At 59.7% G+C, this 20339-nt stretch carries 17 protein-coding genes, 1 tRNA gene and 1 riboswitch; of the genes, 9 read left to right on the forward strand and 9 right to left on the reverse strand.

The window, feature by feature from the left end; genetic code table 11:
- Positions 1-30: 30 nt before the first annotated feature.
- Positions 31-1554, forward strand: coding sequence for an alkaline phosphatase family protein (locus AC2CGI_RS17135; protein WP_076741000.1), 1524 nt, complete (start codon positions 31-33; stop codon positions 1552-1554).
- Positions 1555-1607: 53 nt separating this feature from the next.
- On the opposite strand, the gene ribB is transcribed toward AC2CGI_RS17135, so the two are convergent.
- Positions 1608-2261 carry a 3,4-dihydroxy-2-butanone-4-phosphate synthase gene (gene ribB / locus AC2CGI_RS17140; RefSeq protein WP_004937218.1) on the reverse strand — a complete coding sequence of 218 codons (654 nt, stop codon included), beginning with the start codon at positions 2259-2261 and terminating at the stop codon, positions 1608-1610.
- A gap of 109 nt (positions 2262-2370) precedes the next feature.
- Positions 2371-2531, reverse strand: a riboswitch (FMN riboswitch).
- 145 nt (positions 2532-2676) lie between these two features.
- On the opposite strand from ribB, the gene ubiK reads away from it, so the two are divergent.
- Positions 2677-2952 (forward strand): ubiquinone biosynthesis accessory factor UbiK, encoded by a 276-nt coding sequence (gene ubiK / locus AC2CGI_RS17145; protein WP_004937216.1) that lies wholly within the window; start codon positions 2677-2679, stop codon positions 2950-2952.
- Between the two features lie 51 nt (positions 2953-3003).
- Here the strand turns inward: ubiK and hldE are convergent, their stop codons facing one another.
- The 3 genes from hldE to AC2CGI_RS17160 all read right to left on the reverse strand — a co-directional run bounded on the left by hldE (position 3004) and on the right by AC2CGI_RS17160 (position 8702).
- The gene (gene hldE / locus AC2CGI_RS17150; protein ID WP_076741001.1) at positions 3004-4434 is read right to left on the reverse strand and encodes a bifunctional D-glycero-beta-D-manno-heptose-7-phosphate kinase/D-glycero-beta-D-manno-heptose 1-phosphate adenylyltransferase HldE; all 1431 of its coding nucleotides are present in this window, start codon (positions 4432-4434) and stop codon (positions 3004-3006) included.
- A 77-nt stretch (positions 4435-4511) separates the two neighbouring features.
- Positions 4512-7349: a bifunctional [glutamate--ammonia ligase]-adenylyl-L-tyrosine phosphorylase/[glutamate--ammonia-ligase] adenylyltransferase gene (gene glnE / locus AC2CGI_RS17155; protein WP_076741002.1), complete on the reverse strand. Its 2838-nt coding sequence runs from the start codon at positions 7347-7349 to the stop codon at positions 4512-4514.
- A gap of 45 nt (positions 7350-7394) precedes the next feature.
- A complete protein-coding gene (locus tag AC2CGI_RS17160) occupies positions 7395-8702 on the reverse strand; it encodes a CYTH domain-containing protein (protein WP_021505075.1) in 1308 nt (435 codons plus the stop codon).
- Positions 8703-8980: 278 nt separating this feature from the next.
- Between AC2CGI_RS17160 and AC2CGI_RS17165 the strand changes: the two genes are divergently transcribed.
- Complete coding sequence (locus AC2CGI_RS17165; RefSeq protein WP_004937209.1) at positions 8981-9601, forward strand: TIGR04211 family SH3 domain-containing protein; 621 nt, start codon at positions 8981-8983, stop codon at positions 9599-9601.
- 122 nt (positions 9602-9723) lie between these two features.
- Positions 9724-10968: a multifunctional CCA addition/repair protein gene (locus AC2CGI_RS17170; protein ID WP_004937206.1), complete on the forward strand. Its 1245-nt coding sequence runs from the start codon at positions 9724-9726 to the stop codon at positions 10966-10968.
- Positions 10969-11007: 39 nt separating this feature from the next.
- Here AC2CGI_RS17170 and bacA read toward each other — a convergent pair whose 3' ends face one another.
- A complete protein-coding gene (gene bacA / locus AC2CGI_RS17175) occupies positions 11008-11832 on the reverse strand; it encodes an undecaprenyl-diphosphate phosphatase (RefSeq protein ID WP_015379094.1) in 825 nt (274 codons plus the stop codon).
- Positions 11833-11965: 133 nt separating this feature from the next.
- Complete coding sequence (gene folB / locus AC2CGI_RS17180) at positions 11966-12325, reverse strand: bifunctional dihydroneopterin aldolase/7,8-dihydroneopterin epimerase (RefSeq protein WP_015379095.1); 360 nt, start codon at positions 12323-12325, stop codon at positions 11966-11968.
- Positions 12326-12432: 107 nt separating this feature from the next.
- Here folB and plsY point away from each other — a divergent pair, with 107 nt between their 5' ends.
- On the forward strand, positions 12433-13071 hold the full coding sequence (gene plsY / locus AC2CGI_RS17185; protein ID WP_004937201.1) for a glycerol-3-phosphate 1-O-acyltransferase PlsY: 639 nt from the start codon (positions 12433-12435) through the stop codon (positions 13069-13071).
- A 30-nt stretch (positions 13072-13101) separates the two neighbouring features.
- On the opposite strand, the gene tsaD is transcribed toward plsY, so the two are convergent.
- Positions 13102-14115 carry a tRNA (adenosine(37)-N6)-threonylcarbamoyltransferase complex transferase subunit TsaD gene (gene tsaD / locus AC2CGI_RS17190; RefSeq protein ID WP_015379097.1) on the reverse strand — a complete coding sequence of 338 codons (1014 nt, stop codon included), beginning with the start codon at positions 14113-14115 and terminating at the stop codon, positions 13102-13104.
- 325 nt (positions 14116-14440) lie between these two features.
- Here tsaD and rpsU point away from each other — a divergent pair, with 325 nt between their 5' ends.
- From rpsU to rpoD, 3 genes are all read left to right on the forward strand, one after another.
- Positions 14441-14656: a 30S ribosomal protein S21 gene (gene rpsU, locus AC2CGI_RS17195; RefSeq protein WP_001144069.1), complete on the forward strand. Its 216-nt coding sequence runs from the start codon at positions 14441-14443 to the stop codon at positions 14654-14656.
- 136 nt (positions 14657-14792) lie between these two features.
- Positions 14793-16541 (forward strand): DNA primase, encoded by a 1749-nt coding sequence (gene dnaG / locus AC2CGI_RS17200; RefSeq protein ID WP_015379098.1) that lies wholly within the window; start codon positions 14793-14795, stop codon positions 16539-16541.
- Between the two features lie 157 nt (positions 16542-16698).
- Positions 16699-18540 (forward strand): RNA polymerase sigma factor RpoD, encoded by a 1842-nt coding sequence (gene rpoD, locus AC2CGI_RS17205; protein WP_004937194.1) that lies wholly within the window; start codon positions 16699-16701, stop codon positions 18538-18540.
- A gap of 55 nt (positions 18541-18595) precedes the next feature.
- Here the strand turns inward: rpoD and AC2CGI_RS17210 are convergent, their stop codons facing one another.
- Complete coding sequence (locus tag AC2CGI_RS17210; RefSeq protein ID WP_015379099.1) at positions 18596-19048, reverse strand: nuclear transport factor 2 family protein; 453 nt, start codon at positions 19046-19048, stop codon at positions 18596-18598.
- A gap of 15 nt (positions 19049-19063) precedes the next feature.
- The gene (gene mug / locus AC2CGI_RS17215; protein WP_076741003.1) at positions 19064-19552 is read right to left on the reverse strand and encodes a G/U mismatch-specific DNA glycosylase; all 489 of its coding nucleotides are present in this window, start codon (positions 19550-19552) and stop codon (positions 19064-19066) included.
- Between the two features lie 146 nt (positions 19553-19698).
- On the opposite strand from mug, the gene AC2CGI_RS17220 reads away from it, so the two are divergent.
- Positions 19699-19774 (forward strand) — tRNA-Ile (locus tag AC2CGI_RS17220).
- The last annotated feature ends 565 nt before the right edge of the window (positions 19775-20339 follow it).

A 20339-nucleotide genomic window follows, 5' to 3' on the forward strand; every position in this document is an offset into this window, starting at 1 on the left:
CGGGAATCACGTCTCACCAAGGAGGAATTCATGTTCAGACTCACCCGCCTGACGCTTTCCATATTCTTACTCGCCGGCTGGACGGCAAGCACCGGCGCGGCGGACAACGCGCAGCTGACGCAGCGCGAAGATCCTTACTTCCTTCAGGCGCAAACTCAGCTGCAACAGCGGCTGAAGCAAACGCCAAACACCAACCGCGCCAAAAACGTCATTCTGGTCGTCGGTGACGGCATGGGGTTTTCCACCGTGACCGCCGCCCGCATTTTTGAAGGGCAGCAGCGCGGCGTGGATGGCGAATCCAACGTGCTGGCCTGGGAGGCCTTCCCCTATCTGGCGGCGGCCAAAACCTATTCCGCCGACGCCCAGATCACCGACTCTGCGCCCAGCGCGGTAGCGATGACCACCGGCGTCAAAACCATCAACGATCTGATGGGCCTCAACCATACGGCTACCCTCAACAACTGCGAGGATCAGCAAACCAAGGCCGTCACCACGCTGTGGGAGATGGCCGCAACGCTCGGCATGTCCACCGGCGCCGTGACGACCGCGACCATTACCCACGCCACGCCGGGCGCCACCTATGCCCATATCGCCAATCGCGACTGGGAATCTGACGCCAAAATGCCGGCGGATGCCCTGGCCGCAGGCTGTCGCGACATCGCGCGCCAGCTGGTGGAAATGAAGTACGGCAACGGCCTGAACGTGGCGATGGGCGGCGGGCGCGCCAACTTTCTGCCCGACAGCGTGAGCGATCCGGAATATCCCGGCAAGAAAGGCGCCAGAAAGGACGGCCGCGACCTGACGCAGGTCTGGATGCAACGCTACGGCGAGCGTGGGCAATACGTCTGGAATCAGGCGCAGTTCGACAAAATCGATCCGACCAAAGTCGACCACCTGTTGGCCCTGTTCGAACCGTCGCACATGAACTTCGAGCACGATCGGCGGCAAGACGCGGCGGGAGAACCCTCACTGGCGGAAATGACCGGCAAGGCCATCGATATTCTGGCCAGGAATCCCGAAGGTTACCTGCTGTTGGTCGAGGGTGGACGCATCGATCACGGCAGCCATAACGGCAACGCCTACCGCACGTTGAGCGACGCGGTCGCGCTGAACGAAGCGGTGAAAACCATCATCGATAAGGTCAATCTGGACGACACGCTGGTGATCGTGACCGGCGATCACAGCCACACGCTGACCATCGCCGGCTATGCCAAGCGCGGCAATCCTATCCTCGGCATTTCCGTCGGCGTCGACGGCAAACCGCGGCTGGGCAGCGACGGCAAGCCCTACACCACCGTCGGCTTCGCCAACGGCCCCGGCGGCATAATCCCGCTGACCGAGCGCCCGGCATTAACCATGGAACAGGCCACCGCGCCTGACTTTATTCAGCCGGCGCTGGTGCCGCTGAACAGCGAGACGCACGGCGGGGAAGATCTCGGCATCTACGCCATCGGCCCCTGGGCGCACCTGTTCCAGGGCACGGTGGAGGAGAACTACACCTTCCATGTGATGAATTACGCCAGCCGCATCGGCGAACGCCTGTCAAAACGCTAGCCACAAAAAAAGCCGCTTTACGCGGCTTTTTTATCGTTGAAAGCGGCCGGCGATCAGCTGGCTTTTTTCTCGTGCGCCTGGCGGTAGGCCACCAGATCTTCGATGGTCAGCACCACCATGTCGTGCTGTTTGGCGAAGGTAATCACTTCCGGCGCATGCGCCATGCTGCCATCGTCGTTGGTCAGTTCACACAGCACGCCGGCGGGTTTGAAGCCGGCCATGGAAACCAGATCGATGGTCGCTTCGGTGTGGCCGCGGCGGCTCAGCACGCCGCCCGGCTGCGCGCGCAGCGGGAACACGTGGCCCGGACGGTTCAGGTCGCTCGGCTTGGCGCTGTCTGCCACCGCCGCACGGATGGTGGTCAGGCGATCGGAAGCGGAAACCCCGGTGGTCACGCCCTGCGCCGCTTCGATGGTCACGGTGAAGGCGGTCTGGAACTGGCTGGAGTTGTTGGTCACCATCATCGGCAGCTCAAGCTGCTGACGGCGTTCTTCGGTGATGCACAGGCACACGATGCCGCTGCCGTGGCGAATAGTCAGCGCCATCTGCTCAACGGTCATGGTTTCCGCGGCGAAGATCATGTCACCTTCGTTTTCACGGTTTTCATCATCGAGCACCATTACGCCGCGCCCGTTGCGCAGTGCGTCGATCGCGCGTTCAACGCGTTCTGTTGGCGTGCCGAAGTCTGAAAGTAGCGTCTGATTCATGGTAAAAAACCTCATTAAAAATTATGGATTACCAGAACCAGGGCGATCTTGAGGAGTAGCTAGCAATAGCTAAAAAAATAACGCAAGCGGGCGCATGCCCGGCAGATACCGTTACTCTCTCCCATCCGGACTATAACCGTCGGCCCCGGAATTACACCGGATCTGCTGACCTCTAACCGGCCTTTACAGGCTGGCTGAGCGCTCGCGGGCTTTCACCGTAGAAGGTGATTTACCGCCGGTGGGGACTTTCACCCCGCCCTGAGAATAAGCAAGATGACTATAACGCTAATGGGTAGACAGGGCAATTGGCAAAAGCACAATTCGGCCACGTACGGCGAATGCGCTTAATGGTTTATCCGGCGGGCAACTCGCATTACACTAAGCGGCAGCTATTAAACTCTGAAAGGGATACGCCATGATTGACCCGAAAAAAATCGAACAAATCGCACGCCAGGTTCATGAGTCCATGCCTAAAGGCGTTCGTGAATTCGGGGAAGACGTTGAGAAAAAAATCCGTCAGGTGCTGCAGTCGCAGCTGACCCGTCTGGATTTGGTTAACCGCGAAGAGTTCGACGTGCAGACTCAGGTGCTGTTGCGCACCCGCGAGAAGCTGGCGCTGTTGGAGCAGCGCATGGCCGAGCTGGAAAGCAAGCTGAGCGCGGCGCCGGCCGCCAAGCAGGAAGACGAATAATTCCCGCCAAGGGCGCGCACCGCGCGCCCTTGATCTTTAGGTTGCCCGACGTTAGCCGCGCCCGTCTTTGATCGCTTTGATGATGTTGGTGGTCGACAGGCCGTCTTCAAAGTTCAGCACTTTGACATCGCCGCCGTTGGCCCACACTTCCGCACTGCCGGCAATCTCTTCCGGCTTGTAATCGCCGCCTTTCACCAGCAGATCCGGCAAGATGTCGGCGATCAAGCGCTGCGGCGTGTCCTCCTCGAACGGCACCACCCAATCCACCGCTTCCAGCGCGCCCAGCACGATCATGCGGTTCTCCAGCGCGTTGACCGGGCGTTTCTCCCCTTTCAGACGCTTGGTCGAGGCGTCGCTGTTCACCGCCACGATCAGGCGATCGCCCAGCTTACGGGCGTTGGCCAGATAGGAGACGTGGCCGGCATGCAGAATGTCGAAGATGCCGTTGGTCATCACCACTTTCTCGCCGCGCTGACGCGCCTGCGCCACGGCGTTTTTCAACTGTGCTTCGGTCATCACGCCAAAGCCGGTTTCGGCGCGGCCGCGCACCGCGTTTTCCAGCTCGATCGGCGACACGGTAGACGTACCGAGCTTGCCCACCACCACGCCGGCGGCGGCATTGGCCAGGAAACAGGACTCTTCCAGCGAATTGCCGGCGGCCAGCGAGGCGGCCAATACGCCGATCACGGTGTCGCCGGCGCCGGTCACATCGAACACTTCCTGCGCCTGGGTCGGCAAGTGCAGCGGCTCAACGCCAGGCTGCAGCAGCGTCATGCCGTGTTCGGAGCGGGTAACCAGCAGCGCCGACAGCTCGAAATCCGCTACCAGCTTCATGCCGCGTTCCACCAGTTCCGCTTCATCCTTACAGTGGCCCACCACCGCTTCGAACTCGGACAGGTTCGGCGTCAGCAGCGTCGCGCCGCGATAGCGCTCGAAATCGGATCCTTTCGGATCGATCAGCACCGGCACCTTGGCGGCGCGCGCCAGTTGGATCATGCCCTGCACCTGGCTGAGCGCGCCCTTGGCGTAATCGGACAGCACCAGCGCGCCGATCTGCGGCAGCGCCTGCTGAATGCGCTCCAGCATCGGCTGCGGATCAACGTTGGAGAAGCCTTCTTCGAAGTCGAGACGGATCAGTTGCTGGTTGCGCGACAGTACGCGCAGCTTGGTAATGGTCGGATGGGTCGTCACCGAGACGAAGTCGCAGCGCACGTTGACTTCATTCAGCTTGGCGCTCAGCGCCCGCGCCGCATCGTCGATGCCGGTCAGGCCCACCAGACGGGAAGTGGCGCCCAGCGAAGCGATGTTCATCGCCACGTTAGCCGCGCCGCCGGGACGCTCTTCGATGGTATCGACCTTGACCACCGGCACCGGGGCTTCCGGTGAAATGCGGCTGGTCGGCCCATACCAATAGCGATCCAACATGACGTCACCGACCACCAGCACACCGGCGCGGCGAAAATCAGGCAGCGTAACTTTCATCCGATAACTCCAAAAAAGAACAAAATTTTAGTGGCGCAGATATTACCACAGACCGCCGGAATACCCGCAAAAAGGTATTAATCCAGCCATTTGGCCCAGCTGGCGCGCACCTGCTCGCGCTCGGCGGCAAACAGCTCGCTGCCGACCTTGCCGGAATGTTCCTGCAGCGCCAGGTGGTGGATCTCGTCGCGCATGGTGACATAGGCCTGGGTCAGCGCACGCGCCTCCTCTTCCGGCATGATGTCGTAATTGGCCATCAGCTCGAAGATACGCACGTTGTCCGACCAACGCGTTAGCCGCGGTTCACCCGGCGCATAGCGTAAGACCAGATATTGGGCGATAAATTCGATGTCGGTAATGCCGCCCTCATCGGTTTTGATATCAAACAGATCGCGCTGCTTGTTGCCGAGATGGTTGCGCATCTTTTCGCGCATCTCGCGCACTTCACGCTTCAGCACCTGCGCATCGCGCGTTTTGCACAGGATCTCGCGCCGGATCGCGTCGAACTGCTGATGCAGCGCCGGATCGCCGTGCACGATGCGCGCGCGCACCAGGGCCTGATGCTCCCAGGTCCAGGCTTCGTTTTGCTGGTAGTCGGCGAATGCCTCGACGGTGCTGACCAACATCCCCGCGGCGCCGGAAGGCCGCAGGCGCGCGTCCACCTCATACAGAATGCCGGAGGAGGTGCGGGTGCTGAACAGATGCATCACCCGCTGCGCCAGCCGCAGGTAGAACTGGCGGCCGTCGATGCAGCGATCGCCGTCGGTCATCACCTCCGGCGGGCAATCCAACAGGAATACCAGATCGAGATCGGAACTGTACCCCAGCTCCCAGCCGCCCAGTTTGCCGTAGCCGATTACCGCAAAGCCGCGCCCCTCCCGCTCCTGCAAATGGGTGGGCTGGCCGTAGCGCGCCACCATGTCGCTCCAGGCCTGTTGCACCACCGCGTCGATGATCGCCTCAGCCAGATAAGTCAGGTGATCGCTCACTTTCATCACCGGCAGCGCCCCGGCGATATCCGCCGCGGCGATGCGCAGCTGCTGCGCCTGTTTGAACTGGCGTAGCGCCTCCAGCTTTTGCTCTTCATCGTCTTCCGGCACCCGCAGCAGGTACTGACGCAGCTCGCTGCGGTAGGCGTCCAGCGCCACCGGCTGATACAGCGTGGCCGGATCCAGCAGCTCGTCCAGCAACAGCGGGTAACGCGACAGCTGGTTGGCGACCATCGGCGACGCGGCGCACAGGCGGATCAGATGGCTGAGCGCCGCGTGATACTCCACCAGCAGCTCGAGGTAGGTGGTGCGGGTGACGATGCTGAGCAGCAGCTGCGCCAGCCGCACCAGCGCGGTCGGGGCGTCCTGGCGCGGGCATACCTCCGCCAGCAGGCGCGGCATCAGCTGATCGAGCACGTCGCGGCCGCGCGGGCCGATAGTGCGCTTGTCGACGTCGTGGCGGAAATCGGCGATGGTGCGCAGCATCTGTCGGCGCCCCTCTTCATCGAGGTGCGGCGTCAGCGGCGCCAGCTCGTTCTCCTCCAGCGCGTCCTGCCACAGGCTGTGGTAGTGCTGGTAGTCAGGATCTTCGCCGACATCCGGGCTATCGTCGCCGATCAGGTCGTCGAACACCGCGCGCACCGCCTGCATGTGCGCGTCCAGCGCCGCCATCAGCGCCGGCCAATCCGCCAACCCCATGCCGTAGGCCAACCGAGCCTGATCGAGCGCCTCCTGCGGCAGCGTCTGTGTTTGCTGATCGCCAATCGCCTGCAGCAGGTTCTCCAGCCGCCGCAGGAACAGGTAGGCGGCGCTCAGCGCCCGCACCTGCTCGCTTTCCAGCAGCCCCAGCTCGCCCACCGCCTGCAGCGTCGGCAGCAGTGAACGCCCCTGCAACGCCGGTTCACGGCCGCCGCGGATCAGTTGGAATACCTGGGTGATGAATTCGATTTCGCGAATGCCGCCGGCGCCCAGCTTGATGTTGTCCTTCAGGCCGCGCCGCCGCACTTCACGGGCGATCATGCCCTTCATGTTGCGCAGAGACTGAATGACGCTGAAATCGATGTAGCGGCGGAACACGAACGGCCGCAGCGTTTTGCGCAGCTCCTGGCTGTAGGCGTCTTCCGCCCCGCCCATCAGGCGCGCCTTCACCATCGCATAGCGCTCCCAGTCGCGCCCCTGTTCCTGGTAGTAATCCTCCAGCGCCGCAAAGCTCATCACCAACGGGCCGCTGTCGCCGAACGGCCGCAGCCGCATGTCCACGCGATAGACGAAGCCATCGATGGTCTGTTGATCCAACGCCTTGATCAGCCGTTGGCCGAGGCGGGTGAAGAACTGAGCATTGTCCAGCTCGCGTCGCCCGCCCTGGGTTTGACCATTTTCCGGGTAAGCGAAGATCAGATCGATGTCCGATGAGAAGTTCAGTTCGCCGCCGCCCAGCTTACCCATGCCGAGGATCAACAGCGGCTGCGGCTCGCCGGCGGCGTTGCACGGCGTGCCCCATTCGCGGCAGCAGGTTTGATACAGCCAGTCGCGCGCGCTGACGATCAGCGTCTCCGCCAGCCCGCTCAGCTGCAGCAACGTTTCTTCGGTCGAACACAGCCCCTGCGCCTGCGCCCAGGCGATGCGCACCAGCGTTTCGCGGCGAAACAGACGCAGCGTACGCATCAGCTGCGCTTCGTCGCGCACCTCTTCCAGCTCGTCCTGGAGCCAGGCGGCATAGTGTTGCCACTCGCCGGGTGCCGGCGGCTGTTCGCGCAGCGTCGCCAGCCAGGCCGGCTGGGCGAGCAGCGCGTCGCTGACGAAATCGCTCGACGCCAGCACCCACTGCTCCTGCTCGCTAAAGGCGCAGTCCGCGCCGTGAACTTCTTGAAAACGCTGCACAACCTGCTGTGCCTGAGCCTGTAACGCGGCTGAAAGTGGCGACATAGTGTATGACCCGTTCTGCGGCCCGCGGCTGGCGGGCCGGCTGGATTAACGAAGCGCGCCGTTTAACCAGAATGGCGCATGCGATAAGGCCTGTTTGCGGCTGGCTTCATACCAGCCCTGGCGGCGCTCGCTCAGCGCCGCCTGCAGCTCACGCCAGGCGTCGATATAAGGCCCGGTCTGCTCGTCGGGGTAAGCGCCCGACAGCAGGACCAGCGCCGAAATCTGACGCGTCAGGCGCGGCAATTGTTCCTGATATTCATCTTCGTTCAGCGTACGGCTGAAGGCCTCTTTCAGCTCCGCGCCGCTGCGCCCCAGCATGATGTCGCTGAAGCGTTTGAAAGAACCGTCCAGCTTGGCCTGCGCTTTGGCGTCGATAAACGGCCGCCAGGCGCCGCGCACCAACCATGATGTGAGCGCCAACTTACATTGCAGGTAGACCGCGCTGTAACACAGGATCTCCGGTTGCGCGGTTTTGTCCGCCAACAGCGGTTCGAGCTCGGTCAGACGGGCGCGCAGATCGGCACTGGCCTTGCGCGGCACCAGGCCGCCGAAGATCACCAGCGCCTGGCGGATCGTGCCAACCGCCTCAATCACCGAAGCGCGCGCCTGCGCGTCGCCGCGCAGCCACAGCTCTTCATGGTACTGCCAGTGGTTGAGCGCCAGCTCGAAGGCGGCGATCATCCCCTGCTCCACGGTCGCCTTCGCCGCCGGCTTCAGCACCCGCAGCGGGCGCACCTCACGCGGCGGATTGCCCTGCGCCAGGTGGTAACCGCGCGCCGCCTTGCTCAGGCTGCCCTGACGCAGCCCGTCGTGCGCCGCCAGCTCACCGGCCAACGCCAGCAGATCGGCGGTATTGCCTTTCAGCAGCTCCAGTTCTATCTCGCTCAGGGCTTCGCTGAGGCCACCAGCACGCACTTCTCCCTGATCCAGGCCAATCTCTATCTCGCTTTGGCCGTAAGTAACCACCCACTTCTCACGCACGAAATCCGTACGGAACAGCGGTTGCAACGCCTGCTGCAGCGCCGCGATATCGCAATCCTGCGGCCAGATGTCGGCAGGAAACTGCGCCAACGCCAGCTGCGGCTCGGCGATAGCGACATTGTATTCCGGGCGCTGGTGCAGGCCGCCCACCACTTTACCGGCGGTTTTGATGGTCATCTCATAGCGATCGTCGAAACCGCGAATGCGCAGCCCCATGTCGTGACTGCGCAGGAAGTTGTCGGCCGTTTCGAAGTAAATGTTGGTCAGCTTTTGCGGCGCGGAATGCTGATGCGGCCAGGCGGCGAGCCAGTGTGGCAGAGCGGCCACCGCTTGCGGCGCGGCGATGAATTTCAGTTCAATTTCAACGGTCATAATTCTTTAACACCAATAAGTTACGCATTCGCGTCGGTTTCAGCGCGGCGCGCTCGGCCCGCCGTATGCTGCCCACTGACGCACAGTTGCCGTTATCTTACCGCGATTCCCGGCGCCTTAACCCTGCTAACTGTAGAAAAAACCTGTTACGTTATAAAACGCTGCGCAACTCACAGAATCAGCCACAGTAAGATAGTTCTCATTCCGGTTTTGGCGTTGCGTCGTCAGACTGAACCCTCTACTATCGTTCCATAAATTCACCCAGAAACGATGAACTAATGCAGAAATTACGCCTGATTTTCCTTGCCGCGCTGAGCTTCAGCATCACTTGGGCCGCACATGCCGAAGATAAACGCTATATCTCCGATGAGTTAAGCACTTACGTCCATAGCGGCCCAGGTAATCAGTACCGTATTGTCGGCACTCTGAACGCCGGTGAAGAAGTGACCCTGCTGAGCGTCAACGACAGCACCAACTACGGCCAGATCCGCGATCCGAAAGGCCGCACCACCTGGATCCCGCTCGACCAACTCAGCCAGACGCCAAGCCTGCGCACCCGCGTGCCGGAGCTGGAACAGCAGGTGAAAACCCTGACCGACAAGCTCGCCAACATCGACAACACCTGGAACCAGCGCACGGCGGAAATGCAGGAAAAAGTCGCAGGCAGCGACAGCACCATCAGCAGCCTGCAGAAGGAAAACCAGGATCTGAAAAACCAGCTGGTGGTCGCGCAGAAGAAGGTCAACGCCGTTAACCTGCAGCTCGACGACAAGCAGCGCACCATTATCCTGCAATGGTTCATGTACGGCGGCGGCGTCGCCGGCGTCGGTTTGCTGCTGGGTCTGCTGTTGCCGCACCTGATCCCGCGTCGCAAGAACAACAATCGCTGGATGAACTGATCTCAGTATCGTTCAGTTTGAGTTTGGGCGCCTGCGGGCGCCTTTTTCATTGGCGCCGACATCCCGCGGCCAATTCATGTAATCTGATAGACAGAGCCTTACACGATATTCAGGAGTCAACAGTGCAGATTTATCTGGTCGGCGGCGCCGTTCGCGACAGCCTGCTCAACATTCCGGTGGTCGATCATGATTGGGTGGTGGTGGGCGCCACGCCGGCGGAGCTGCTGGCGTTGGGCTACCAGCAGGTCGGCAAAGATTTTCCGGTGTTCCTCAATCCCGATACCCACGAGGAGTACGCGCTGGCGCGCACCGAGCGCAAATCCGGCCAGGGGTACACCGGTTTTACCTGCTATGCCGCGCCGGACGTCACGCTGGAAGAAGATCTGCTGCGGCGCGATCTGACCCTCAACGCCATCGCCCGTTCCGCCGAAGGGGAACTGATTGACCCCTACGGCGGCGTGGCCGATCTGCAGGCGCGCGTGCTGCGCCACGTTTCCGACGCGTTCGGCGAAGATCCGCTGCGCGTGCTGCGCGTGGCGCGATTCAATGCTCGCTTCGCCCATCTGGGTTTTCGCATCGCCGACGAAACGCTGGCCTTGATGCGCCGGATGGCGCACAGCGGTGAACTGGCCGCGCTGACCGCCGAACGCGTCTGGAAGGAAACCGAAAAGGCGCTGCAAAGCCAGAGCCCGCAGGTCTATTTTCAGGTGCTGCGCGACTGCGATGCGCTGGCGGTGCTGTTCCCGGAAATCGACGCGCTGTTCGGCGTGCCGGCCCCCGCCAAATGGCATCCGGAGATCGACACCGGCGTACATACGCTGATGGCGCTGGCGATGGCCGCCCGCCTCACTCCCGAGGTGGACGTGCGCTTCGCCACCCTGTGTCATGACCTCGGCAAAGGATTGACGCCAAAAGAGTTCTGGCCGCATCACCACGGCCACGGCCCGGCGGGCGTGCGGCTGGTCGAAGCGCTATGTCAACGGCTGCGGGTGCCCAATCCGGTGCGCGATCTGAGCAAGCTGGTGGCCGAGTACCATGATTTGATCCACACCGTGAACAAGCTGCGGCCGGAGACCCTGCTGAAGCTGTTCGACGCCATCGACGTCTGGCGCAAGCCCCAAAGGCTGGAGCAGATGATCCTGACCAGCGAAGCGGACGCGCGCGGCCGCACCGGCTTTGAGGAGAATCCTTATCCTCAGGGCGACTATCTGCGCCAGGCGTATCAGGTGGCGAACGCGGTATCTATTAAAGAGGTGGTAGCCAGCGGGCTGCAGGGCACCGCGATCCGCGATGAGCTCAAACGCCGTCGCCAGCAGGCGCTGGCCGACTGGAAACTCAACCAAACCATCCTCAACGATCAGGCATAAAAAAACCCCGCAGAGCGGGGTTTTTTCTTGCCATCGGGCTTACAGGAATACCATGTAAACCACGGCCGCCACGATAAAGCGGTAGATGGCAAACGGCACGAACGAGATGCGTTTGATCAGCGACAGGAAGGTCTTGATCGCAATCAGCGCCACCACGAAGGCAGTAACGAAACCGACGGCGAACATCGGCAGATCACCCCAGGTCAGGAAGTGCAGGCTCTTGTACAGATCCAGACCGCTGGCGCCAATCATCATCGGCACCGCCAGGATGAAGGAGAACTCGGACGCCGCATAGCGGTTTACGCCCACCAGCATACCGCCGGCGATAGTGGACCCCGAACGGGAGAAACCCGGCCACAGCGCCAGGCACTGGAAGCAGCCGATCATGAACGCCTGGCGGTAGGTGATGTCATCCAGCCCTTCCGCTCTCGGTGTCTTCGGCTTCAGCCATTCCGCCGCCAGCAACAGCAGGCCGCCGACGACCAACGCGTACATCACGTTTTTCGGCGCGAACAGCGATTTAATCACATCGTGGAATACCAGACCCAGCACCACCGCCGGGATCATCGCCAGCAGGATATGCCCCAGCTTCAGTTGGCCGCTGGTTTTGCCCTCGTGCTCCACCGGCTTGCCGCCGAAATGGATGCCGATCAGGCCGAACAACCGGCGCCAGAACATCACCACCACGGCCAGGATAGACCCCAGTTGGATGATGACTTCAAAGGTTTTGGCTTTGTCGCCGGTAAAACCCAGCCACTCGCCAACGATAATCATATGCCCGGTGGAAGACACCGGCAGAAATTCGGTTAACCCTTCGACAACCCCAAGAACAAACGCAATAAACAGTGAATGCATGTCAGCCATGTGCTTCGCTCACCCCATAAAATAACGGCCATCACATAAAAAAGCGGCAGTGCTTAAAAGACAATGCCGCTAAAACAATTCTCAGGATTAAGACCAGATTAACGGTCTTTCGTTGCAAGCAGATGACATAAAATCATGCGGGACGAGTGCCGCGCTCAATGATCACGCCGACCCGATTGGCATGTGCTACAGCGCCCGGTTTGCTGACCTTAATACGGACCCACGGGGAATTGAAGCGCTGAAGCAAAATTTCGGATATTTCCTCCGCCACGCGCTCCACCAGCGCGAACCGGTTCGATTCAACATGCTGGATCACGGCGTCGCTGACATCGGCATAGCTCAGACAGTCATTTACATCGTCGCTGGCGGCGGCCGGCCGGTTATCCCAGCCCATTTCGATATCGAACACCAGCTTCTGACGAATGCCCTGTTCCCACTCATAAACGCCAATGGTGGTAATTACGGTAAGCTCTTCAATAAATACGATATCCATCACGTCATTCTCTGTTTTTGGCCTTGCCGGATACCACTTCCAGCGGAATGTGCGTATTATCCATAGATGTTGCGAGTAAAACGACCATTATTAAACGGAACCGCGTTATGAGTGCTACCGCGCTTGGCATGATTATCTTCGCGTATCTGTGCGGCTCGATTTCCAGCGCGATCCTGGTTTGCCGGATCGCCAGGCTGCCGGATCCGCGTGAACATGGCTCAGGAAACCCCGGGGCGACCAACGTCCTGCGCATCGGCGGCCGGCTGGCGGCGGCGGCGGTGCTGGTGTTCGATATTCTGAAAGGGATGCTGCCGGTCTGGCTGGCCTACAAACTCGATGTGCCGCCGCTGTATCTGGGCCTGACGGCGATCGCCGCCTGTCTGGGGCACATCTATCCGGTGTTCTTCCACTTCCGCGGCGGTAAAGGCGTGGCGACGGCGTTTGGCGCCATCGCGCCTATCGGCTGGGATCTGACCGGCCTGATGACCGGCACCTGGCTGTTGACGGTGCTGCTCAGCGGCTACTCTTCGCTCGGCGCCATCGTCAGCGCGTTGATCGCCCCGTTCTACGTCTGGTGGTTCAAACCGCAGTTCACCTTCCCGGTAGCGATGCTCTCCTGCCTGATCCTGATGCGGCATCACGACAATATTCAGCGCCTGTGGCGCGGCCAGGAAGGCAAGATCTGGGGCAAGTTCCGCAAGAAGAAAAACGACGCGGATAACGGCGACCAGCCGAGAGAGGAATAACAGAAGGGCCGGATAATCCGGCCCTTTGCTTTATACCGCAGGCAGTTCCGCCAGCGGCCAGCGCGGCCGCACCGAAACGCTCAGCGCCGGGTTGGCGCCGCTCTTCAGGCGCACCATGCCGGCATAGGCGATCATCGCGCCGTTGTCGGTGCAAAATTCAGGGCGGGCATAGAACACCTCCCCGCCGCGTTTCTGCATCATCTCCGCCAGTTTGGCGCGCAGCGTGCGGTTGGCGCTCACGCCGCCGGCCATCACCAGGCGTTTGAAGCCGGTCTGCTCCAGCGCGCGTTTGCATTTGATCGCCAGCGTATCCACCACCGCATCCTCGAAGGCGCGGGCGATGTCGGCACGCGTCTGATCGTCGTTGCCGTTGGAGCGAATGGTGTTGGCGGCAAAGGTTTTCAGCCCGGAGAAACTGAAGTCCAGCCCCGGACGATCGGTCATCGGCCGCGGGAAGGTGAAGCGCCCCGCCGTGCCCTGCTGCGCCATCTTCGACAGCATCGGCCCGCCGGGATAATCCAGGCCGAGCAGCTTGGCGGTTTTGTCGAACGCTTCGCCGGCGGCATCGTCGATCGACTCGCCCAGCAGTTCATACTCACCGATGCCGGTGACGCTGATCAGTTGAGTGTGGCCGCCGGAGACCAGCAGCGCGACGAACGGGAACGCGGGCGGGTTGTCTTCCAGCATCGGCGCCAGCAGGTGGCCTTCCATATGGTGCACCGGCACTGCCGGCACGTTCCAGGCGAACGCCAGCGCGCGCCCCACGGTTGCGCCGACCAGCAGCGCCCCCACCAGGCCCGGCCCGGCGGTATAAGCCACGCCGTCAATATCGGCCGGGGTCAGGTTGGCCTCTTTCAGCGCCGCCTGAATCAGCGGCACGGTTTTGCGCACGTGATCGCGGGAGGCCAGTTCCGGCACCACGCCGCCGTAGTCGGCGTGCAGCTTCACCTGGCTGTATAATTGGTTGGCCAACAAACCGGTTTGATCGTCATACACTGCAATTCCGGTTTCATCGCAGGACGTTTCTATACCCAGTACTCGCATTACATTTCCCATCATTCACGTGCGGCCGCCAGTCTACCACATTCCGCCGCATTTACCGCCGGTGCGGCGCATCTTGTCACCGGCTTGCGCCTATGTCGATGATTCATCCAGAAAATGCCTGAGCGATTAAACACGAGCATTTTTTTCTGATTAGTCTATAATCAGCGCCCGGTGCAAAATTGCGCACGTTGCGGCAGAGCGACGCGGGTTTCAATTTGCTGTGATGCTTTACAAAGCAGCATCCATTGGAGTAAAATTCCGCACCATTTTGAAAAGGCTGGCGCTTGGCCAGCAACAAACCGAATTTTATTGAGGTGAGAGGCACATGCCGGTAATTAAAGTACGTGAAAACGAGCCATTTGACGTTGCTCTGCGTCGTTTCAAACGCTCTTGCGAAAAAGCAGGTGTTTTAGCTGAAGTTCGTCGTCGTGAGTTTTATGAAAAACCAACTACCGAACGTAAACGCGCTAAAGCTTCTGCTGTGAAACGTCACGCGAAGAAACTGGCTCGCGAAAACGCACGCCGCACTCGTCTGTATTAATTCTTCGGGGGCAACCCCACCGCGTGAATTTCTGATTTTCAAAATCGCGCAGACCGAGTAGTTGCATACGAAGGCCGTGCTTTCCGAAAGGAATGCGCGGCTTGTTCTCGTTTATAGGCTAATGAAGTAAGGGCTTATGGCTGGACGAATTCCGCGCGTATTTATCAATGACTTGCTGGCTCGCACCGACATCGTCGATTTGATCGACGCCCGCGTGAAGCTCAAGAAGCAAGGCAAGAACTATCACGCGTGCTGTCCGTTCCACCACGAAAAGACGCCTTCCTTTACCGTTAATGGCGAAAAGCAGTTTTATCACTGTTTTGGGTGTGGTGCGCACGGCAACGCCGTCGACTTTTTGATGAATTACGACCGACTCGAGTTTGTCGAAACCATCGAAGAACTGGCGACCATGCACGGGCTGGAAGTGCCTTACGAAGCGGGCACCGGGCCAACCCAGATCGAACGCCATCAGCGCCAGAGCCTGTACCAACTGATGGAACAGCTCAGCGCGTTCTATCAACAGTCATTGCAGCAGTCCTCCGGGGCGCCGGCGCGCAACTATTTGCAGCAGCGCGGGTTAAGTGACGACGTTATTCGCCATTTCGCCATCGGCTTCGCGCCGGCGGGATGGGACAACGCCCTGAAGCGTTTCGGCCGCGACGCCGACTCGCGCCGCGCATTGAACGATGCCGGCATGCTGGTGACTAACGATCAGGGGCGTTCGTACGACCGTTTCCGCGAACGGGTGATGTTCCCCATCCGCGACAAGCGCGGGCGCGTGATCGCCTTCGGCGGCCGCGTGCTGGGCGACGGTATGCCGAAGTACCTGAACTCGCCGGAAACCGAAGTTTTCCATAAGGGCCGCCAGCTGTACGGCCTGTATGAAGCACAGCAGAACCACCCTACCCTGCAGCGGCTGCTGGTAGTGGAAGGGTATATGGACGTGGTGGCGTTGGCGCAATTCGGCATCGACTATGCCGTCGCCTCGCTCGGCACCTCGACGACGGCGGAACACATTCAGCTGTTGTTCCGCGCCACCGACAACGTCGTCTGCTGTTACGACGGCGACCGCGCCGGCCGCGAAGCGGCCTGGCGGGCGCTGGAAACCGCGCTGCCGTACCTGAATGACGGGCGCCAGCTGCGGTTCATGTTTTTGCCCGACGGCGAAGATCCGGACACGCTGGTGCGCAAGGAAGGCAAAGAAGCCTTCGAACAGCGAATGGAGCAGGCGCAGCCGCTGTCCACGTTCCTGTTCGAAAGCCTGCTGCCGCAGGTGGATCTGAGCAGCCCGGACGGGCGCGCCAAGCTGAGCACGCTGGCGCTGCCGCTGATTACTCAGGTGCCGGGCGAAACGTTGCGCTTGTACCTGCGCCAGGAGCTCGGCAACAAGCTGGGGCTGCTGGACGACAGCCAGCTCGACAAGCTGATGCCCAAGCAGGCTGAAAATGCGAATCCTTATCAGGCGCCCCAGCTAAAACGCACAACCATGCGTATACTGATAGGGTTACTGGTGCAAAATCCGCAGTTGGCTACACTTATCCCTTCGCTGGAAGGGTTGGAGCAGACCAAACAGGCGGGATTGCCGCTGTTCGTCGAACTGGTGCAGACCTGTTTGGCGCAGCCGGGCCTGACGACCGGGCAATTGCTGGAGCTGTATCGCGACAACAAATTCAGCCAGCAGCTTGAAACCTTGGCGACCTGGAACCATATGATCGTTGAGGACATGGTCGAGCAGACCTTTTTGGATACGTTGGCCAGCCTGTACGACTCGGTGCTCGAGCAACGGCTGGAAACGCTGATCGCCCAGGCCAGAACGCGCGGTCTGAGCGCGGAGGAACGTGAAGAAGTCCGTTCTCTCAACCAGGTTTTAGCGAAGAAAAACTGAATACCAAACGGCTTAAGTGCCGATAATTGCGAGGGCAGAGCCCTGCACAGTGCCGCCATAGTGGGCCGCGGCGATAACGAAAACGCCCCAAATGCTATTGTTGGCGGTTTCGCCGACCGACACCAACCTAAATACTCTGAAGTGTGGATACCGTCTTATGGAGCAAAACCCGCAGTCACAGCTGAAGCTACTTGTCACCCGTGGTAAGGAGCAAGGCTATCTGACCTATGCTGAGGTCAATGACCATCTGCCGGAAGATATCGTCGACTCCGATCAGATCGAAGACATCATCCAGATGATTAACGACATGGGCATCCAGGTGATGGAAGAAGCACCGGACGCCGATGACCTGCTGCTCGCCGAAAACTCGAACAGCACGGACGAAGATGCGGAAGAAGCCGCCGCACAGGTTCTGTCCAGCGTGGAATCCGAAATCGGCCGCACCACCGACCCGGTGCGCATGTACATGCGCGAAATGGGTACCGTCGAACTGCTGACGCGCGAAGGCGAAATCGACATCGCCAAGCGCATCGAAGACGGCATCAACCAGGTACAGTGCTCGGTTGCCGAATACCCGGAAGCCATCACCTACCTGCTTGAGCAGTACGATCGCGTCGAAGCGGGTGAAGCGCGCCTGTCCGATCTGATCACCGGCTTCGTCGATCCTAACGCGGAAGAGGACATCGCCCCAACCGCCACTCACATCGGTTCTGAACTGTCGAGCGAAGAGCAAGACGACGACGAAGAAGATGAAGACGACGAAGACGACGACACCGAAGACGACAACAGCATCGATCCTGAGCTGGCGCGTCAGAAGTTCGCCGAGTTGCGCGATCAGTATGAAGCGACCCGCCTGGTGATCAAGAAAAACGGCCGCAGCCACGCCAGCGCCGCGGACGAGATCCTGAAGCTGTCTGAAGTGTTCAAGCAGTTCCGCCTGGTGCCGAAACAGTTCGACTTCCTGGTCAACAGCATGCGCACCATGATGGACCGCGTTCGCACCCAGGAACGCATCATTATGAAGCTGTGCGTTGAACAGTGCAAAATGCCGAAGAAAAACTTCGTCACCCTGTTCGCCGGCAACGAAACCAGCGATTCCTGGTTCGAAGCGGCGCTGGCGATGGCCAAGCCATGGTCGGAAAAGCTGAAAGACGTTGCTGAAGACGTGCAGCGCAGCCTGCAGAAACTGCGTCAGATCGAAGAAGAAACCGGCCTGACCATCGAGCAGGTCAAAGACATCAACCGTCGCATGTCGATCGGTGAAGCGAAAGCTCGCCGCGCTAAGAAAGAGATGGTTGAGGCCAACCTGCGTCTGGTTATTTCTATCGCCAAGAAATACACCAACCGCGGCCTGCAGTTCCTGGATCTGATCCAGGAAGGCAACATCGGCCTGATGAAAGCGGTAGACAAGTTCGAATACCGCCGCGGCTACAAGTTCTCGACGTACGCCACCTGGTGGATCCGTCAGGCTATCACCCGCTCCATCGCCGACCAGGCGCGCACCATCCGTATTCCGGTGCATATGATTGAGACCATCAACAAGCTCAACCGTATTTCGCGCCAGATGCTGCAAGAGATGGGCCGCGAGCCGACGCCGGAAGAGCTGGCCGAGCGCATGCTGATGCCGGAAGACAAGATCCGCAAAGTGCTGAAGATCGCCAAAGAGCCAATCTCGATGGAAACGCCGATCGGCGACGACGAAGATTCGCATCTGGGCGACTTCATCGAGGATACCACCCTCGAGCTGCCGCTGGACTCCGCGACCTCGGAAAGCCTGCGTTCCGCCACCCACGACGTGCTGGCCGGCCTGACCGCGCGCGAAGCGAAAGTGCTGCGCATGCGTTTCGGCATCGACATGAACACCGACCACACGCTGGAAGAGGTTGGCAAGCAGTTTGACGTTACCCGTGAGCGTATTCGTCAGATCGAAGCCAAGGCGCTGCGCAAGCTGCGTCACCCAAGCCGCTCCGAAGTGCTGCGCAGCTTCCTGGACGATTAAGTCCGGCTGCCGCACCCAAAACAAAAACCCCGGCCTGCCGGGGTTTTTTTATGCCTCAGAACATGCTGTTGCCGCTGGCGGTCTTCTCCGGCACCGGCTGCGTCACGTCCCAGTGTTCAACAATCTTTCCGGCGCTGTCCAGACGGAAGATATCGACGATCGCCGCGGTCTTGCCGGCCTCGCGCCCGCTGACCTCCACATGCAAAATCACGAAGTCGCCGTCGACGAACGCCTGTTTCACCTCACTGTGCGAATTGGGGTAACGCGTTTTCAGCAGCTCGACAAATTGACGAAAACCCGCCACGCCGTCTTTGGCATTGGGGTTATGCTGTTTGTATTGTTCGCCCAAAAACGGCCGCGCCGCCGCAAAATCCTTGTTGTTCAGCCCCTGCCGATAAAACTCCAGCACGTTCTGCTTGTTGCGCGCTTCCTGCGGCGAATGCCCCGCCTGTGCAGCGCCGGTCACCAATAACAGCGCCATCAAACAACCTTTCATCATCGATGTCATCGCAATTTCCTTATGTCATTGCAGCGCCAGGAACAGCTCGCGATAGCTGGCGGTCAGCTGCTCCAGCGTGGCGCGATTCAATCCGCTGGGGTTGGGCAATACCCACACCTCGGTTTCTCCCAGCATCATCGTCTGCTTACCCCAGGGCGCGTTTCTCACCCCAAAGGCGGTGGTGAACGCCTGCTTGCCCAAGATCGCCAGCGCGCGCGGCTGATAGCGCAGGATCTTCTCTTGCAGCGCCTCACCGCCGCTGCGCAACTCGTCGCGCGACAGCTCGCTGGCCGCCACCGTCGGGCGCGCCACCAGCGCGGTAATGCCGCAGCCATTATCCTTCAGCTGCTGCCACTGCTCCGGCGCCAGCTGGCTCTTGGTAAAGCCGGCCTGATGGATCACCTTCCAGAAGCGGTTGCTGCCGTTGGCGAAAGGATAGCCCTGATGGGCGGAAGAAAGGCCGGGGTTGATGCCGCAAAACACCACCCGCAGGTTGGGCGCCAGAAGTTCCATGAGTGTCGTGAGTCCATTGCAGGGATTTACTGCGGTTATCGCAAAATCCGCCAGCAATTACAACAGGCTAGAACTGCGCAGAAAAGCAACATACGGGCGGGTAACAGTAGACCGATGCTTAAGGATTCCCTATAATCTCGCGGCTTGGCCCCTTAGCTCAGTGGTTAGAGCAGGCGACTCATAATCGCTTGGTCGTTGGTTCAAACCCAACAGGGGCCACCAATTTTTTGCTTTAAAATCATATAATTAAGCCACCTCTCAGGGTGGCTTTTTTGTTTTTCAGGTGTAATGATGGCAAATGATGACACATCAATATCATCATTTAACTTTCAGCATGAGGCCCGTAAAATGGCTGTAGACATTGAAGTGAGGGGGATTAGTTGCCAACTTCACTCAGCAATTGCACCAATACATATCAGATTACGTAGCGGATGACGCATATCGCATTAGGAGTAGATCTATTCATGATGTGTATTTTCATCATTCGTAAAAAATGTTAAAACGAACACTCTCGTACCATTGTTGGCATAGCGTCCATCTTAGCGTGGTGACTTACTAATTGCCTAACTACCTTTACGATTTTTATGGCAAACATAGAGATATCACTTAATGTCAGAGTCAAACTTTACCCAAGATAGTTCGCCAAAGAGTACAAAAATCTGCTATCACAGTCCAAAGATTACTGTTCTCTCTATTATATTTTCGTCAATAGCTACTATTGTAGTCTGGATACTGCTTTTTCAATTGTCTCTGACAGCCGGTTTTTCATCATACCTAGGTATACAGA

The organism is Serratia sp. LSHTC3 (assembly GCF_057197125.1).

Bases quoted from the DNA above. Each gene is read 5' to 3' on its own strand.
- AC2CGI_RS17135 (WP_076741000.1), top strand. From the start codon at position 31: ATGTTCAGACTCACCCGCCTGACGCTTTCCATATTCTTACTCGCCGGC.
- ribB (WP_004937218.1), bottom strand. From the start codon at position 2,261: ATGAATCAGACGCTACTTTCAGACTTCGGCACGCCAACAGAACGCGTT.
- ubiK (WP_004937216.1), top strand. From the start codon at position 2,677: ATGATTGACCCGAAAAAAATCGAACAAATCGCACGCCAGGTTCATGAG.
- hldE (WP_076741001.1), bottom strand. From the start codon at position 4,434: ATGAAAGTTACGCTGCCTGATTTTCGCCGCGCCGGTGTGCTGGTGGTC.
- glnE (WP_076741002.1), bottom strand. From the start codon at position 7,349: ATGTCGCCACTTTCAGCCGCGTTACAGGCTCAGGCACAGCAGGTTGTG.
- AC2CGI_RS17160 (WP_021505075.1), bottom strand. From the start codon at position 8,702: ATGACCGTTGAAATTGAACTGAAATTCATCGCCGCGCCGCAAGCGGTG.
- AC2CGI_RS17165 (WP_004937209.1), top strand. From the start codon at position 8,981: ATGCAGAAATTACGCCTGATTTTCCTTGCCGCGCTGAGCTTCAGCATC.
- bacA (WP_015379094.1), bottom strand. From the start codon at position 11,832: ATGGCTGACATGCATTCACTGTTTATTGCGTTTGTTCTTGGGGTTGTC.
- folB (WP_015379095.1), bottom strand. From the start codon at position 12,325: ATGGATATCGTATTTATTGAAGAGCTTACCGTAATTACCACCATTGGC.
- plsY (WP_004937201.1), top strand. From the start codon at position 12,433: ATGAGTGCTACCGCGCTTGGCATGATTATCTTCGCGTATCTGTGCGGC.
- tsaD (WP_015379097.1), bottom strand. From the start codon at position 14,115: ATGCGAGTACTGGGTATAGAAACGTCCTGCGATGAAACCGGAATTGCA.
- rpsU (WP_001144069.1), top strand. From the start codon at position 14,441: ATGCCGGTAATTAAAGTACGTGAAAACGAGCCATTTGACGTTGCTCTG.
- dnaG (WP_015379098.1), top strand. From the start codon at position 14,793: ATGGCTGGACGAATTCCGCGCGTATTTATCAATGACTTGCTGGCTCGC.
- rpoD (WP_004937194.1), top strand. From the start codon at position 16,699: ATGGAGCAAAACCCGCAGTCACAGCTGAAGCTACTTGTCACCCGTGGT.
- AC2CGI_RS17210 (WP_015379099.1), bottom strand. From the start codon at position 19,048: ATGACATCGATGATGAAAGGTTGTTTGATGGCGCTGTTATTGGTGACC.
- mug (WP_076741003.1), bottom strand. From the start codon at position 19,552: ATGGAACTTCTGGCGCCCAACCTGCGGGTGGTGTTTTGCGGCATCAAC.